Source organism: Qipengyuania sp. L-5Y, assembly GCF_056859455.1.
In genome coordinates, this window is sequence record NZ_JBSXOM010000032.1 from 283,443 (window position 1) to 297,292 (window position 13,850).

Sequence of the window (13,850 nt, forward strand, 5' to 3'; positions counted from 1 at the left end):
TCAGTCTACCTTCTTGATGATTACCGACGCGTTGGTGCCGCCGAAGCCGAAGCTGTTGTTGAGTGCGGCATTCACTTCGCGTTGTTTCGCCTTGAGGGGCACAAGATCGACACCTTCCGTGCCCTCGTCGGGGTTATGCAAGTTGAGCGTCGGCGGGACGATCTGGTCGCGAATGGCAAGAATGCAGAAAATCGCCTCGACTGCCCCGGCGCCGCCCAAGAGATGGCCGATGGCAGACTTGGTCGAACTCATTGATGCGCCGCCAAGATCATCGCCCAGCACACGCTTCACGGCGCCAAGTTCGATCGTATCGGCCATGGTCGATGTACCGTGCGCATTTACGTAATCGATGTCGCTCGGCTGCATGCCGGCTTTCTTCAAGGCCATGCGCATGGCGAGCTCAGCGCCTTTGCCCTCAGGATGAGGCGCGGTCACATGATAGGCGTCGCCAGAAAGGCCGTAGCCGACGATTTCCGCGTAGATTTTCGCACCGCGAGCCTTTGCATGTTCGTACTCTTCGAGCACGACGACGCCAGCCCCCTCGCCCATGACGAAACCATCGCGGTCCTTGTCGTACGGGCGGCTGGCTTCGGTCGGGCGATCGTTCATACTCGTGTTGAGGGCGCGCGCTTGTGCGAAGCCGGCTACGCCGAGCGGATTGATGGTCGATTCTGCGCCACCTGCCAGCATCACATCAGCATCGTCGAGCGCAATCATCCGCGCGGCATCGCCGATGGAGTGCGCGCCGGTGGAGCAGGCGGTGACGACGGCATGATTGGGGCCCATGAGGCCGTATTTGATGGAAACCTGCCCGGAGATGAGGTTGATCAACCGCCCATGAACGAAATGCGGGCTGACCCGCCCAGGGCCGCGCTCGTGAAGAACAATCGATTCGCTTTCAATGCCCGGCAAACCGCCAATGCCCGAACCAATCGATACGCCCGCGCGCAGTTTGAGATCGTCATCCATGTCGACGAGACCGGCATCTTCCAGCGCCTGGCCAGCTGCATCGATCCCATATATGATGAATGGATCGACCTGGCGCTGAACCTTGTGATCCACCCGCTTGTCGGGATCGAAACCGTCTTCGTGGTCCTTGGGTTTCACTTCGCAGGCAATGGTGCATTTCTGCCCGGTCGTATCGAACCGGGTGATCTGCCCCGCCCCGCTTTTACCAGCGATAAGGTTTTTCCATGAAGTCTCCACATCACCCCCGAGGGGGGTGACGAGGCCAAGTCCGGTTACGACCACACGACGCATGCTATTCTCCGCAAAAAGACAACAGGCCCGGCCCAGTTACCGGGTCGGGCCTGTCCGAACCCGCACTCGGCGGGCATGAAGGCAGCTGAAGGCTTAGCCCTTGTGCTCTTCGATGTACTTGGTCGCATCACCAACGGTGGTGATTTTTTCGGCAGCGTCATCGGGGATTTCGACACCGAATTCTTCTTCGAACGCCATGACCAGCTCGACGATATCGAGGCTGTCCGCACCGAGATCATCGATGAAGCTGGCTTCCTGGGTGACCTTGTCGGCCTCGACGCCGAGATGCTCGACGACAATCTTCTGCACGCGGTCGGCAGTATCGCTCATTGTAATCCCTCTCAGATCTGGGGGTTATTGAATTGCCTGTCGCCCTAATGAACGCTGAAGGCTTAGGCAAGGGTCTAGGAATCGTTCTGACAGAGCGCGGACGGTAGCTCGGGGCCCGCTCACTCCCCTGCTTGATCGACCCGCGTCGCTTCCGCGCCCTGCGGCTTGGGTGCATCAACGGTGCGAATATGAACATCACGCAATTGGCGCGGCGAAACAAGGCTCGGTGCGCCCATCATAAGGTCCTGCGCCTTCTGGTTCAACGGGAAGGCAATGACTTCGCGGATGTTGGGTTCATCCGCAAGCAGCATGACGATACGGTCGATACCCGGGGCCGAACCGCCGTGCGGCGGTGCGCCGAGCTTGAACGCCTCGATCATGCCCGAGAAGTTTTCGTCGACATCGGCCTGCGTGTAGCCGGCAATCTCGAAAGCCTTGTACATGATGTCGGGCCTGTGGTTACGGATCGCTCCGCTGGACAGCTCGTATCCGTTGCAGACGATGTCGTACTGCCACGCCTTGATGTCCAGCGGGTCCTGGGTTTCGAGCGCATCCATCTCGCCTTGCGGCATCGAGAACGGGTTGTGGCTGAAATCGACCTTCTTGAGGTCTTCGTCATATTCGAACATCGGGAAGTCGACGATCCAGCAGAACTTGAAGCAGTCTTCCTCGATCAGGCCCAGTTCCTCGGCCACGCGGGTACGTGCAGCACCCGCGAGCTTGGCCGCGTCCTTTTCCTTGCCTGCAGCGAAGAACAGACCGTCGTTTTCGCCTAGGCCCAATTCGGCATAGAGTTTCTCCATGCCCTCGGTACCGTGATTCTTGGCAATCGGACCTCCGAATTCGCCGCCCTTGCGGGTGACGTAGCCGAGCCCGGCAAAGCCTTCGCGGCGGGCCCAGTCGTTCATCTCATCGAAGAACTTGCGGCTCTTTTCGTGCGTTTCTGGCGCGGGAATCACACGGACCTTGCCGCCGGTCCCGACGATTTTTTCGAACAGGCCGAAACCGCTGGTCGTGAAGTGTTCGGTCACGTCGCTGATGAGCAGTGGGTTGCGCAGATCGGGCTTATCGCTGCCATACTTCAGCATGGCGTCGGCATAAGGGATGCGCGGAAATTCACCTGCAGGGGTCACAGTTTTTCCGTTTGCGAATTCTTCGAAAACGCCTGCCAGAACCGGTTCGATCGTCTGGAAGACATCTTCCTGCGTCACGAAGCTCATTTCGAAATCGAGCTGATAGAATTCGGGGCTGCGATCGGCGCGCAAATCTTCATCGCGGAAGCAAGGGGCGATCTGGAAGTAACGGTCGAAACCGGCAACCATGAGCAACTGCTTGAACATCTGCGGGGCCTGCGGAAGCGCATAGAAGCGGCCCGGGTGGAGGCGGCTCGGCACGAGATAATCGCGTGCGCCTTCCGGACTCGATGCGCCCAAGATCGGGGTTTGGAATTCGCTGAACCCCTGGTCGATCATCCGGCGACGCAGCGAGGTGATTACGCGGTTCCGCAGCATGATATTGGCGTGCACCCGCTCGCGGCGCAAATCCACGAACCGATATTTGAGGCGCGTTTCTTCCGGGTAATCCTCCGCCGAATTGACGATCAGTGGAAGATCGTCTGCGCGGCTCTGGACATTGACCGAGCGCGCGAAGACTTCGATCTCCCCCGTCGGCAGGTTCTTGTTGACCGCCACATCGGCGCGCGCCTTCACGACACCGTCGATCGTGACGACCGATTCCAGCTTGATCTTGTCAAGAACCGGCAGCGCGTCGCTATCCTCGTCGGCAACGATCTGCGTGATGCCGTAATGATCGCGGAGATCGATGAAGAGAACGCCGCCATGGTCGCGTTTGTTATGCACCCAGCCCGACAGACGAACGGTTTCGCCGACATCGTCTTTGTTCAGCGCGGCACAGTTGTGGGTACGATAGGCGTGCATCTAAAATCTTTCCATTTTCGGAGCTATAGCGCTAGGGGCGCGAAGGGCTGCGCTCCTCTAGCAGGAATCGCGCGCGCTAACAGGGCAAGCACGGCTTTTTGTCAAGGTTGCGCACGCCCTGTTGTCTTGGGCCGGTTTGGCCCGTGGGCGGCACTCCGCCCGAACCAGAAACGAGTACGATGAAAATACACGAACTGATTACGACGACAGAACCGCTGGCCGAACTGTGCGAGCGCCTGGCAAAACACGAATTCGTCTGCGTCGACACCGAATTCATGCGCGAGAATACCTATTGGCCTGAACTCTGCCTGGTGCAGATCGGCAATGAGGAAGAAGCGGCCGCCATCGACCCGCTTGCCGAAGGGATCGATCTGACACCGCTGTGGGACCTGCTCTGTGAAAATGAAGACATTCTGAAGGTCTTCCACGCAGGGGGGCAGGATGTGGAAATCGTCTACAATTTTACCGGCAAGACGCCGCAACCGATCTTCGATACGCAAATCGCGATGATGGCGATCAGCCAGTCCGAACAGATCGGCTACGCCAATCTCGTCGAGAGCTGGCTCGGGCTGACCATCGACAAAGGCGCCCGCTTTACCGACTGGAGCCGTCGCCCGCTGACCGATCGGCAGATCGAATATGCGATCGGCGATGTGACACACCTCGCCACGATCTTCCCGCGTATTCTGAAGAAGCTCATCAAGACCGGGCGTGGTGCTTGGCTCGATGCCGAAATGGAGCGGCTCGCAGATCCCGCGAATTATGCCAATGATGCCGATATCGCCTGGCACCGCATACGATCGCCCGGCCGCAATGCACAGGTACTTGGGCGCCTGAAAGCGCTCGCCGCCTGGCGTGAGAGCGAAGCTCAGCACAAGAACATTCCGCGCGGCCGCATCATGCGTGATGAAACGCTGGCCGATATTGCCAGTCACCCCCCCAAGAAACAGCCCGACCTTACGAAGGTTCGTGGCCTGTCGAACGCCTGGAAGGACAACGACATCGGCAAACGCCTGATGAAAGTGCTCGACAAGGCGAAACCGCTTTCGAAGGAAGAAATGCCCGAAAAGCCCAAGCGCGGCGCGCCTCTAGGTAAAGAAGGCGCCCTCGTTGCCGACCTTCTTAAGCTGCTTTTGAAGATCCGTGCCCGCGAAATCGATGTTGCATCCCGGTTGCTGACCAAGGCGGATGAAATGGAAGCCCTTGCCGCGGGTGTTCGCGATCTTAAAATCCTCGATGGCTGGCGTTACGAGGTATTTGGCAAAGACGCGCTCGAACTCGTCGAGGGTCGGCTTGCCTTCGCGGTCAAAGATGGCCGCCTGCTCATGACGCACATCGATGACCTCCATGCCGGCATGGTCGAAACGCAAGCTGCAGAATAGGCCGGCCGAGTGTCCACCTATCTGCCGACGCTGAAGCAATTGCAGTATCTCGTCGCGTTGCACGAGCACGGCCATTTCGGCCGCGCTGCGGAGGCAAGCTTCGTTTCTCAGTCGACGCTCAGTGCCGGGATACGCGAGCTGGAATCGCTCCTTGGTGTAACACTGGTAGAACGAAGTCGCCGGGTCGTGCGCTTTACAGCGCTCGGCAATCAGGTGGTGGAGAAGGCTCACCGGATTCTGCGCGAAGCTGAGGAACTGGCGGATCTGGTACAGGCTGCGGGAAAGCCTCTCGCCGGCCAACTGCGGATGAGCGTAATTCCCACTATTGCGCCGTTCTTGCTGCCACGCTTTCTTCCGCGCCTGCGTCGCGAGCGTCCCGATCTGCAATTACTACTGCGTGAGGAGACCAGTCAGGACGCCGTTGAATCGCTGCAGCACGGGCGCGTCGACTGTGTGCTCCTCGCCCTTCCCTTCGCCACGGGCGAGATCGAACAGGCCCACATTGCGGACGACGAGCTTTACGTTGCCTTTCCAAAAGGCGACCCGCGTGACCCACCCGATGTCATTCCTCCAAGCATGATCGATGAGGGACGCCTGCTGCTACTTGAAGACGGACACTGCCTCAAAGATCACGCTTTGGCCGCCTGCAACCGACCAGAACTGCGGGCTTCGGCTACCATGATCGGCACGAGCTTACATACACTTGTCCAGATGGTGGATAACGATCTGGGGCTGACGATGCTGCCCAAGATGGCCATCGACGCGGGCATTCTAAATGGGACGGAAGTCGTCGCGCGCCCCCTCAAGTCGAAGAACGCCACTCGCGAGATCGCCCTCATCTGGCGCCGCAACTCGCCAAGACGAGACGATTTCGAACTTCTGGCAAAGGAATTACGCGAGGGCTAAACGCAAAAGAATCGGTCGCCAATTGTCGCCGAGATGGCGATGTCTTCGACAGAGAAAAGGCTTCATTCACCTAGAAGCATTCTGATGACGCCTTCATATCTAGGCTTTTCGTAGCAGACTTCGCAAAACCTAGTCTGGCGTCAACCCATCGGGCATTGCGCGTTCCGTATTGCGGCGGCGCGCCAGCTCGCGGGCGTACTCCTGCAGATCCGGTTTTTCGTCGAGCTCGTCGACAATCTCGAAGCCGAAAATGGTTTCGAGCACATCCTCCAGTGTTACCAAACCTACGAAGGTACCGTATTCGTCGAGCACAGCCAGAATATGGTTGTGATCGGTGACCATGCGATGAAACAGCTTGTTCACCGGCACTTCGTCGAGGACACCGGGCAGAGATCTGATGATACCGTCGACATCGCAATGCGCATCGCCTTTGGCGAGGCACACAAGCAGATCGCTTTTCAACACGAAGCCGCTCGGCTTGTCGCTCTCCCCATCGAGAACCGGAATGCGGCTGTAGGGCGAGGCGCTGACTTTTTCCGCCCATTTGCCAAGATCATCCGACTTGCTCAGACCGAACACGACCGTGCGCGGCGTCATGATATCCGAAGTCTTGACCGCGTTGAGCTGGATAAGATTTTTCATAAACCGCACTTCGACCTTATCGATCTGGCCGGAAGCTTGCCCCAGACTGGCGATAGCCAGCAGTTCGTCACGGTGCTGAGGCGGATCCGCGGGCTTGCCGGACGTTATCAGTCGCGTGATCTGCCGTGACGCCCACACCAGCGGCGCGAGCGCGGTGATCAGCACGGGCAGCAGGGAAGCTGTGAACGGTGCCAGGCTGGTCGCATAACGCGCACCAATGGTTTTGGGGATAATCTCTGTCACCACCAGAACCGCCACGGTCAGGACACCGGCGAAAACAGCTTCGCGTCCCGCTCCGTAGAGCGCGGCATACTGCGCACCCGCCCCCGCTGCACCCATAGTGTGCGCCACGGTGTTCAGCGTCAGGATCGCAGCAAGCGGGCGCTCGACGTCGTCTTTCAGCCCTTTCATTTTTGCGGCCCACTTCGCGCCGCGTTCTTCCGCGGAGCGAACGCTGGACGGAGTTATCGTCAGCAGCGAAGACTCCAGTAGTGAACAGAAGAACGATACGATCAGCGCGAGCGAAACGTAGAAAATCAGTAGGGCCATGAAAGCTGGCGTCTTGGCGCCGTCTCCGAAATTTGCAGTTCGTCTGTTACCTAGAGAGCCGGCGGAGTTACGCCAGCATTCTCGCGGCGAGATGGCAAAGAAATTTGCCCGCGGAGGTGACTGCGTCTGTCAGTTCCCTCCCCCGCTCCGGGAGCTTCAGTCCATGTGCTTCAGGCCAACCCGCAGATAGTCCCAACCCGTTATGACCGTCAGCACCGCTGCCCCCCATAGCGTCACCAGCCCGACGGTGTGCGGAATGTTCGCATCGACTGCGCCGATCATCATCGTCCAGCGTGGCAGCCCCTCCCCGAGTATCAGAGCTCCGAGCGAGACCATTTGGAACGTCGTCTTCCATTTCGCCAGTTTACTCACCGGAACGGATACCTGCAGAGGTCCCAGAAACTCGCGCAGGCCCGATACCGCAATTTCGCGCATGAGGATGATAAGTCCCGCGACGACATGCATGTCGCCAACATAGGGCCCGTTCAGGACACCCTGCGCCGCCAGGACCAATATGACGGCAGCAACCATGATCTTGTCGGCAATCGGGTCGAGAAAGATACCCAGTTTCGATACCGTCCCGCTGGTCCGCGCGAGATAGCCATCGAAATAGTCGGTAATCCCCATGAGGCAGTACAGCGCGAAGGCAATCAGATAGCCCATCTCCCACCCCGGCCACCACAGGAACCAGGCAAGCAGCGGAATGGCCATGATTCGTGACAGGGTGAGGATGTTCGGCAGATTGAGCATTACCACTTCGCTCTAGCGACAATCGGTGCATCGCAAAAGCCGCCGAATGGCCTTGTCCGCTGGCGCGATAGGACTACACAGCAATGCAAGAATGGGTTTCTAACCGGGGGGTCATGTTTACAGCCACGCATTTGCTGCGCCGCCGACGGTTTCTGCCGCTCTTCGTCACGCAGTTGTTCAACGCATTCAACGACAATCTCTACAAGACCACTATGGTCCTGTTCGTGGTCTATGCGGTTTATAACGACGAAACGACCGAATCCAGCTTCAGCAGTCTGGCTTCCGCCTTGTTCATCCTCCCGTTTTTCATTCTCTCCGCGCTCGCCGGACAACTGGCCGATATGCGCGACAAGGCAAAGATCATCCGCACGGTAAAGATGTGCGAGATCGGGCTCATGATGATCGGGGCCGCAGGCCTGTACATGGCATGGCGCGGGATAATGGTTCACACGGTGGCGATCCCGCTCCTGCTGCTCGCGCTATTCCTGACCGGCGTGCAGTCCACTTTCCTTGGCCCCATCAAATATGCAATCCTGCCGCAGCATCTGAAGAAGGACGAAGTACTCGCCGGGACCGGACTGGTCGAAGCCGGCACCTACATTGCCATCCTGATGGGTACGATCCTGGCAGGTCCCCTGGCGGTCGATTATACCGGGTGGGCCGCGATGGGGATCATCGTCGTCTCGTGTATCGGTTACATGATCAGCCGTCAGATCCCGCCCGCACCGCCTCTTGGCGAAATCGAAAAGCTCGATTGGCATGTCCTTCGCGCCTCGGTGAAGCTGGTGCGGGACACGATGCACAATGCGGAAGTCTATTACGCGATCCTCGCCATAAGCTTCTTCTGGACGATTGGCGCCGTGCTGTTCATCCAGTTTCCGCCCCTGGCAAAGAACACGATCATGGCCAGTCCCGAAGTAGCCAGTCTCTTCCTCGTGGTATTTTCGATTGGCGTCGCAATAGGTTCAGTGGCGGTGAACGCGCTGCTCAAAGGCAAAGTATCGGCGCGCTATTCTCCAGCGTCGGTCATAGTGATGGGCCTGTTCGTGGTCGCCTTTTACATTGTCGCCAAACTGTGGGAAGCGGACCAACCGGCGGACTTGCTGGACGTGGGCGAGTTCATCGCGTGGCCCATGGCGTCTTTGCTTATGCTGTGCCTGCTCGGCATTTCAGTGGCAGGCGGCATGTTCGTCGTCCCGCTATACGCCTTTCTGACCACGCGTGTATCACCGGACAAGGCATCGCGGACCATTGCGGCGAACAATATCGTGAATTCGGGTGCTATGGTGGGCGGATCGCTTCTGGCCATGGCACTGAGCGCTGTCGGTGTCCCGATCACAGAACAGATTCTTCTGTGCGCTGCCATGTGCCTGTTCTCCGCATGGCTCGCCAAGAGACTGATCGCGGCTGAGAACGAAGCGGCGGAAATCGCCGCCGGCGCAATTTAGACGATAAACGCGAGCACGGCTGCGACCGTCGCGAAATAGGTCGTTGCCACCCCGCGCACATCGTCTGCTGTCAGCCGCCAATCGATTGGCGTGTTCGCCGGAATATCGGCAAATGCGGCACGGCGCTGCGGGAGGCTGGCTCTGAACCAGTGCCGCGATCCTTCGCTCGTCAATACAAGTGCGCGTCTCATCATGCGGGATTAATGCTTTTTTAACCATTTGGTCTCCGGTCAGATATGCGCTGTCCCCCGTTGAAACGGTTTGCCGGAAATTAACCATGTTTGGCGCGATTGCGCGCGCAACCTACGCGGGCTAACCGCAGTGGCATGAAAGCACCTAACACTCCGCAAGCCGCCCAGCTTCTTGTCGATTGCCTGATCGAACAGGGCTGCGACCGGGTCTTCACGGTTCCCGGCGAAAGCTTCCTGCAGGTTCTCGACGGGCTGGGCCAACAAAGCATCATCGACGTCGTAACGTGTCGGCAGGAAGGCGGGGTTTCTTTCATGGCCTGCGCCGACGGGGCGATGACGGGCCGCCCGGGTGTCGCCTTTGTGACCCGCGGTCCCGGCGCGACCAATGCCAGCATCGGCGTTCACGTGGCCATGCAGGATTCCCAGCCGATGATCCTGTTCGTCGGCGATGTGGATAGCGAGATGCGCGACCGCGAAGGGTTTCAGGAAGTCGATTTCGCGGCCTTCTTCGGCCCGATCGCCAAATGGGCTGCGCGGATCGATTCGGCGGATCGCATTCCGGAATATGTCGCGCGCGCCTATGCCATGGCGGTTTCGGGTCGGCCTGGCCCCGTCGTCCTTTCTCTTCCCGAAGACATGCTGGGCCGGGATACGTCCGCAAAGCCGCGCCCGCGGGTGGAACGCTCGGCGCAGGCCCCCTGCCCCGATGCCATGCAGGCGATGATCGCGTTGATCGCGGATGCCGCCTCGCCCATTGCAATCATCGGTGGAGCCGGCTGGAACGCCAAGGCTCGCGAACATTTCCAGATCTTCGCAGAGCGTTTAGGCATTCCCGTTGCAACGGCTTTTCGTCGGCAGGATGCAATCTCAAGTTCAAGTAAGGTTTATGCCGGAAACCTCGGCTACGGCCCCAGTCCGAAGCTTGTCGAACGCGTCAAGAACGCCGATCTGATACTCGCGATCGGTGCGCGGCTGGGGGAAGCGACGACGGATGGCTATACCGTACCCCCGCTGATCGATGGCGATCGCAAGCTGGTTCATGTCCACCCGGATGCGAACGAGCTTAACAGCGTTTATCCGGCCGATCTGGCAATCTGCGCCTCGATGGACGAATTTGCCGAGAGCGCGGCACTCTGGGATGATGGTGAGGCTATCGATTTCGATGCCGGAATGCAGGCCCACGCCGAATGGGAGGAATGGGCTACGGCGCATCCCAACGGCCATACGCTGGACATGGGTCAGGCCGTGCAATTCATGCGCGACACCCTCCCCGCAGATACGATCATTTGTAACGGTGCTGGCAATTTCTCGGGCTGGTGGCACCGTTACTGGCGCTACGAGGGGTTTCCCACCCAGCTCGCTCCCACCTGCGGCGCCATGGGTTACGGCGTTCCAGCCGCAGTCGCTGCCGCCTTGCGGTTTCCTCAGCGAACGGTTGTCGCGGTGGCTGGTGACGGCGATTTTCTGATGAACGGGCAGGAGCTTGCGACCGCAGTACAGCATGATGCGAATATGGTCGTGATCGTGGTGGACAATTCCGCGTACGGCACCATCCGGATGCATCAGGAGCGCGAATTCCCTGGCGAAGACCGGATCAGCGCTACGCGCTTGGTCAATCCGGATTTTGCCGCCTTGGCGGCTGCCTATGGCGGCTGGTCGGCCAAGGCAGCGACGACGGATGAATTCAAGGATGCACTTGCTGCGGCACATGGACGGAATGGTCTCCGCCTCATTCACTGCACCATCGACATCGAACAGCTTGCTGCCAGTGGAGCAAGCGTCAGCGCCCTTCGCGATCGCTAACCAAAAAGAAAAGGCCACCGCCCCGGATGGGGAGGTGGCCTTCCTCGCTGTTATGTCAGCGTAGCGCTATCGTCAGACGTCGTCGCCCAAAGCGCCCTCGACCTTGCCCTTGACCTGCTGGGCTTCGCCCTTGCGTTCCTGGGTCTTGCCATCGACAACCATACGTTCGTTGTCGGTCGCTTTGCCAACGCCCTGCTTTACATTGCCGGCTGCTTCGTTTGCGCTACCTTTGATTTTGTCTGTAAGTTCACCCATGATACGTCTCCTTTTCGATCGCGCGGATAATCGCGCGGCTACAAGGACATAACGATCTGATAGCGAATTACGTTCCTCGCCCTCGCGACCAAGCGAACCGGGGTTGCGACGAAGATCAGATGCCAGCCATCGAGCAAATCATCGACCACTCGTCGGCCTTGATTTCCGCCACCGATAGGCGTGAATATTTCACGAGCTCGCAGTCGGCCAGTTTCGGCTCGGCCTTCACCTGCTTCAGGGTCACCGGACGGGGCAATTTCGTTTTGGGTTTCACCTTTACCGCGGCCCACTTACCTTCTGGATCGGTCGGGTCGGTGATCCCGGCCACGCTGACTTCACATATCCCGACAATCTCCAGCCCTTCGCGCGAGTGGTAGAAGAACGCTTGATCCCCTACCTCCATAGCGGCGAGATTGTTCTTGGCCCGGTGGTTGCGCACCCCGTCCCATGTACCCTCGCCCTCGCTAACAAGATCGTCCCAGCTATATTTGAAGGGTTCGGATTTCATCAGCCAGTAGCGCATCGCGGGTCTTCTCCATTTTTTCGCCTTGGCGCCGCGGTTAGCGATCCATGCACAGTATTGCCACCCGCCTTCCCGTCGTGCCCGGCAATTAACCGGTTCTTAGGTGCAATGAGTATATTTGGGGAAACGTAGCCGGACGCCAGGGGGTGGCATTGGTCGTTGAGACCTCATCTGAAATTGATCGTCGACCTGGCTCTGCCAGGCAGAAGACTGGCGTCGGTGAACGCGATTTCGTCTCCCTCGGCATCGCGCTTGCCGCCGTTATCCTCTTCGTGGGCACGGCAGGCGTCGTTCTGCCCGCGCTGTTCAAGGCGTGGAATGGCGAAGCAGCATCTCCGGATGTGGCGCTCACGAACGCCTTGTTGCTCAATGTGGCGCTCATCCTTCTGGGGTGGCAGCGCTACAAATCGCTTTCTGCCGAACTCAAGGTGCGCCGGAAATCCGAAGAAGAGGCGCGCAGGCTCGCCGACATCGATCATCTCACAGGCTGCTTCAATCGCCGCAGCTTTACGACACTGCTCGGCGATCGCCTGACGCATCTGGAAAGGCGCGAACATGCTCTTGCCGCAATCGCCCTCGACCTCGACAACTTCAAGCAGGTCAACGACCTGTATGGGCATCAGGCGGGCGACGAGGTTCTGCGCAATACGGCCGATCGGATCGATCGCCTGCTGCCGGACGGGGCGATCCTCGCGCGGCTCGGTGGGGATGAGTTCGTATGCGTCGTGCCCTATCACCCTGAGGTCCCCGATCGGGTCGATCAGCTAACCGCCCGGATGGCCGAACAGGTTGCGCGCCCGGTGAAGTGTGGAACAGCGACGATCGATATCACCATTTCGATAGGTATCGCATCCAGTCGGCAGCTGGATGATATGCGCAATGGGACCACTTCTGCTCAAAGCCTGATGCACAAGGCGGATATCGCCATGTACCACGCCAAGAAGCAGGGAAAGAACCGCTTCTACTGGTTCGAACCGTCGATGGAAAATGAACTCCGTTTCCGCAACGAACTGGAGGCCGGCATCCGCCGCGGCATCGTGAACGGCGAATTTCGTCCCTATTACGAACAGCAGATCGATCTCGAAACCGGCAGAATTGTCGGCTTCGAAATGCTTGCACGTTGGGAATCGCCCGAGATGGGCCTGGTTGGACCAGACATTTTCATTCCGATTGCCGAAGACATCGCGGTCATTGGCAAGATGAGCGAGAAGCTTATCGCGCAGGCTTTCCAGGACGCGCTCGCATGGGACGCAAGCCTGACCCTGTCGGTGAACATATCGCCCGTCCAGATGCGCGATCCCTGGTTCGCGCAGAAACTGCTCAAGCTACTTGTGCAGCACAATTTCCCCGCCAATCGCCTTGTCATCGAAATCACCGAAAGTTGCCTAGTGGAAAATGTCGGCATGGTGCGTTCGATGATCACCTCGCTGCGCAATCAGGGCGTCCATATCAGTCTCGATGATTTCGGAACCGGCTATTCCAGTCTGGCCCAGTTGCGCAGTCTCCCGTTCGACAATCTCAAGATCGACCGTGCCTTCATTGCCGAACTCAAGAACGAGGAAAATGGCGCCAAGCTGGTCGATGCCATCCTCGCCATGAGCGATGGGCTCAAACTCCCGGTGACGGCCGAAGGTATCGAGAACGAAATCATTCTCGAAACGCTGAAGCGGATGGGGAAAATGAAGGGCCAGGGCTATCACTATGGGCGCCCCGAACCGGCTGCCGACGTTCTCCGCCGGCTGGAGGAGCAGGATCTCCTCGCGAAGGATCTGCCAGCCAATGTGACGGAGATTGATTTCGGCAAGCGTCAGCCCGGGCGCGAAGGCGGCACTCGCGCCGTCTGACGCATGCACTGGACGCTGCGGCGCCAAATG

At 58.9% G+C, this 13,850-nt stretch carries 13 protein-coding genes; 5 read left to right on the forward strand and 8 right to left on the reverse strand.

Going from position 1 to position 13,850, the window contains the following annotated elements; all coding sequences use genetic code 11:
* The 3 genes from fabF to aspS all read right to left on the reverse strand — a co-directional run bounded on the left by fabF (position 1) and on the right by aspS (position 3,527).
* Positions 1–1,260: a beta-ketoacyl-ACP synthase II gene (gene fabF, locus AC13F2_RS14985; RefSeq protein ID WP_103023531.1), complete on the reverse strand. Its 1,260-nt coding sequence runs from the start codon at positions 1,258–1,260 to the stop codon at positions 1–3.
* A 93-nt stretch (positions 1,261–1,353) separates the two neighbouring features.
* On the reverse strand, positions 1,354–1,590 hold the full coding sequence (locus tag AC13F2_RS14990) for an acyl carrier protein (RefSeq protein ID WP_006834437.1): 237 nt from the start codon (positions 1,588–1,590) through the stop codon (positions 1,354–1,356).
* A 119-nt stretch (positions 1,591–1,709) separates the two neighbouring features.
* The gene (gene aspS, locus AC13F2_RS14995; RefSeq protein WP_482965684.1) at positions 1,710–3,527 is read right to left on the reverse strand and encodes an aspartate--tRNA ligase; all 1,818 of its coding nucleotides are present in this window, start codon (positions 3,525–3,527) and stop codon (positions 1,710–1,712) included.
* A gap of 179 nt (positions 3,528–3,706) precedes the next feature.
* On the opposite strand from aspS, the gene rnd reads away from it, so the two are divergent.
* Positions 3,707–4,909, forward strand: a complete 1,203-nt coding sequence (gene rnd, locus AC13F2_RS15000; protein ID WP_482965685.1) for a ribonuclease D — start codon at positions 3,707–3,709, stop codon at positions 4,907–4,909.
* Between the two features lie 9 nt (positions 4,910–4,918).
* A complete protein-coding gene (locus AC13F2_RS15005) occupies positions 4,919–5,815 on the forward strand; it encodes a hydrogen peroxide-inducible genes activator (protein ID WP_482965686.1) in 897 nt (298 codons plus the stop codon).
* A 129-nt stretch (positions 5,816–5,944) separates the two neighbouring features.
* On the opposite strand, the gene AC13F2_RS15010 is transcribed toward AC13F2_RS15005, so the two are convergent.
* Both AC13F2_RS15010 and pgsA read right to left on the reverse strand, forming a co-directional pair.
* Positions 5,945–7,006: a CNNM domain-containing protein gene (locus AC13F2_RS15010; protein ID WP_482965687.1), complete on the reverse strand. Its 1,062-nt coding sequence runs from the start codon at positions 7,004–7,006 to the stop codon at positions 5,945–5,947.
* Positions 7,007–7,162: 156 nt separating this feature from the next.
* Positions 7,163–7,756 carry a CDP-diacylglycerol--glycerol-3-phosphate 3-phosphatidyltransferase gene (gene pgsA, locus AC13F2_RS15015; protein WP_103023527.1) on the reverse strand — a complete coding sequence of 198 codons (594 nt, stop codon included), beginning with the start codon at positions 7,754–7,756 and terminating at the stop codon, positions 7,163–7,165.
* 113 nt (positions 7,757–7,869) lie between these two features.
* Between pgsA and AC13F2_RS15020 the strand changes: the two genes are divergently transcribed.
* Complete coding sequence (locus AC13F2_RS15020) at positions 7,870–9,204, forward strand: MFS transporter (RefSeq protein ID WP_482965688.1); 1,335 nt, start codon at positions 7,870–7,872, stop codon at positions 9,202–9,204.
* Here the strand turns inward: AC13F2_RS15020 and AC13F2_RS15025 are convergent.
* Positions 9,201–9,395 (reverse strand): hypothetical protein, encoded by a 195-nt coding sequence (locus AC13F2_RS15025; RefSeq protein ID WP_158246610.1) that lies wholly within the window; start codon positions 9,393–9,395, stop codon positions 9,201–9,203. The genes AC13F2_RS15020 and AC13F2_RS15025 overlap by 4 nt on opposite strands.
* 135 nt (positions 9,396–9,530) lie before the next feature.
* On the opposite strand from AC13F2_RS15025, the gene AC13F2_RS15030 reads away from it, so the two are divergent.
* Positions 9,531–11,198 carry a thiamine pyrophosphate-binding protein gene (locus tag AC13F2_RS15030; RefSeq protein ID WP_482965689.1) on the forward strand — a complete coding sequence of 556 codons (1,668 nt, stop codon included), beginning with the start codon at positions 9,531–9,533 and terminating at the stop codon, positions 11,196–11,198.
* Between the two features lie 72 nt (positions 11,199–11,270).
* On the opposite strand, the gene AC13F2_RS15035 is transcribed toward AC13F2_RS15030, so the two are convergent.
* Both AC13F2_RS15035 and AC13F2_RS15040 read right to left on the reverse strand, forming a co-directional pair.
* Positions 11,271–11,453 carry a CsbD family protein gene (locus AC13F2_RS15035; protein WP_482965690.1) on the reverse strand — a complete coding sequence of 61 codons (183 nt, stop codon included), beginning with the start codon at positions 11,451–11,453 and terminating at the stop codon, positions 11,271–11,273.
* Between the two features lie 115 nt (positions 11,454–11,568).
* Positions 11,569–11,976: an EVE domain-containing protein gene (locus AC13F2_RS15040; RefSeq protein ID WP_482965691.1), complete on the reverse strand. Its 408-nt coding sequence runs from the start codon at positions 11,974–11,976 to the stop codon at positions 11,569–11,571.
* A 146-nt stretch (positions 11,977–12,122) separates the two neighbouring features.
* Here AC13F2_RS15040 and AC13F2_RS15045 point away from each other — a divergent pair, with 146 nt between their 5' ends.
* Positions 12,123–13,820, forward strand: coding sequence for a putative bifunctional diguanylate cyclase/phosphodiesterase (locus AC13F2_RS15045; protein WP_482965692.1), 1,698 nt, complete (start codon positions 12,123–12,125; stop codon positions 13,818–13,820).
* Positions 13,821–13,850: the final 30 nt, after the last annotated feature.

What these genes read in the sequence shown, in the direction of transcription:
- fabF (WP_103023531.1), bottom strand. Translation starts at nt 1,260, where the DNA reads ATGCGTCGTGTGGTCGTAACCGGACTTGGCCTCGTCACCCCCCTCGGG.
- AC13F2_RS14990 (WP_006834437.1), bottom strand. Translation starts at nt 1,590, where the DNA reads ATGAGCGATACTGCCGACCGCGTGCAGAAGATTGTCGTCGAGCATCTC.
- aspS (WP_482965684.1), bottom strand. Translation starts at nt 3,527, where the DNA reads ATGCACGCCTATCGTACCCACAACTGTGCCGCGCTGAACAAAGACGAT.
- rnd (WP_482965685.1), top strand. Translation starts at nt 3,707, where the DNA reads ATGAAAATACACGAACTGATTACGACGACAGAACCGCTGGCCGAACTG.
- AC13F2_RS15010 (WP_482965687.1), bottom strand. Translation starts at nt 7,006, where the DNA reads ATGGCCCTACTGATTTTCTACGTTTCGCTCGCGCTGATCGTATCGTTC.
- pgsA (WP_103023527.1), bottom strand. Translation starts at nt 7,756, where the DNA reads ATGCTCAATCTGCCGAACATCCTCACCCTGTCACGAATCATGGCCATT.
- AC13F2_RS15020 (WP_482965688.1), top strand. Translation starts at nt 7,870, where the DNA reads ATGTTTACAGCCACGCATTTGCTGCGCCGCCGACGGTTTCTGCCGCTC.
- AC13F2_RS15025 (WP_158246610.1), bottom strand. Translation starts at nt 9,395, where the DNA reads ATGAGACGCGCACTTGTATTGACGAGCGAAGGATCGCGGCACTGGTTC.
- AC13F2_RS15030 (WP_482965689.1), top strand. Translation starts at nt 9,531, where the DNA reads ATGAAAGCACCTAACACTCCGCAAGCCGCCCAGCTTCTTGTCGATTGC.
- AC13F2_RS15035 (WP_482965690.1), bottom strand. Translation starts at nt 11,453, where the DNA reads ATGGGTGAACTTACAGACAAAATCAAAGGTAGCGCAAACGAAGCAGCC.
- AC13F2_RS15040 (WP_482965691.1), bottom strand. Translation starts at nt 11,976, where the DNA reads ATGCGCTACTGGCTGATGAAATCCGAACCCTTCAAATATAGCTGGGAC.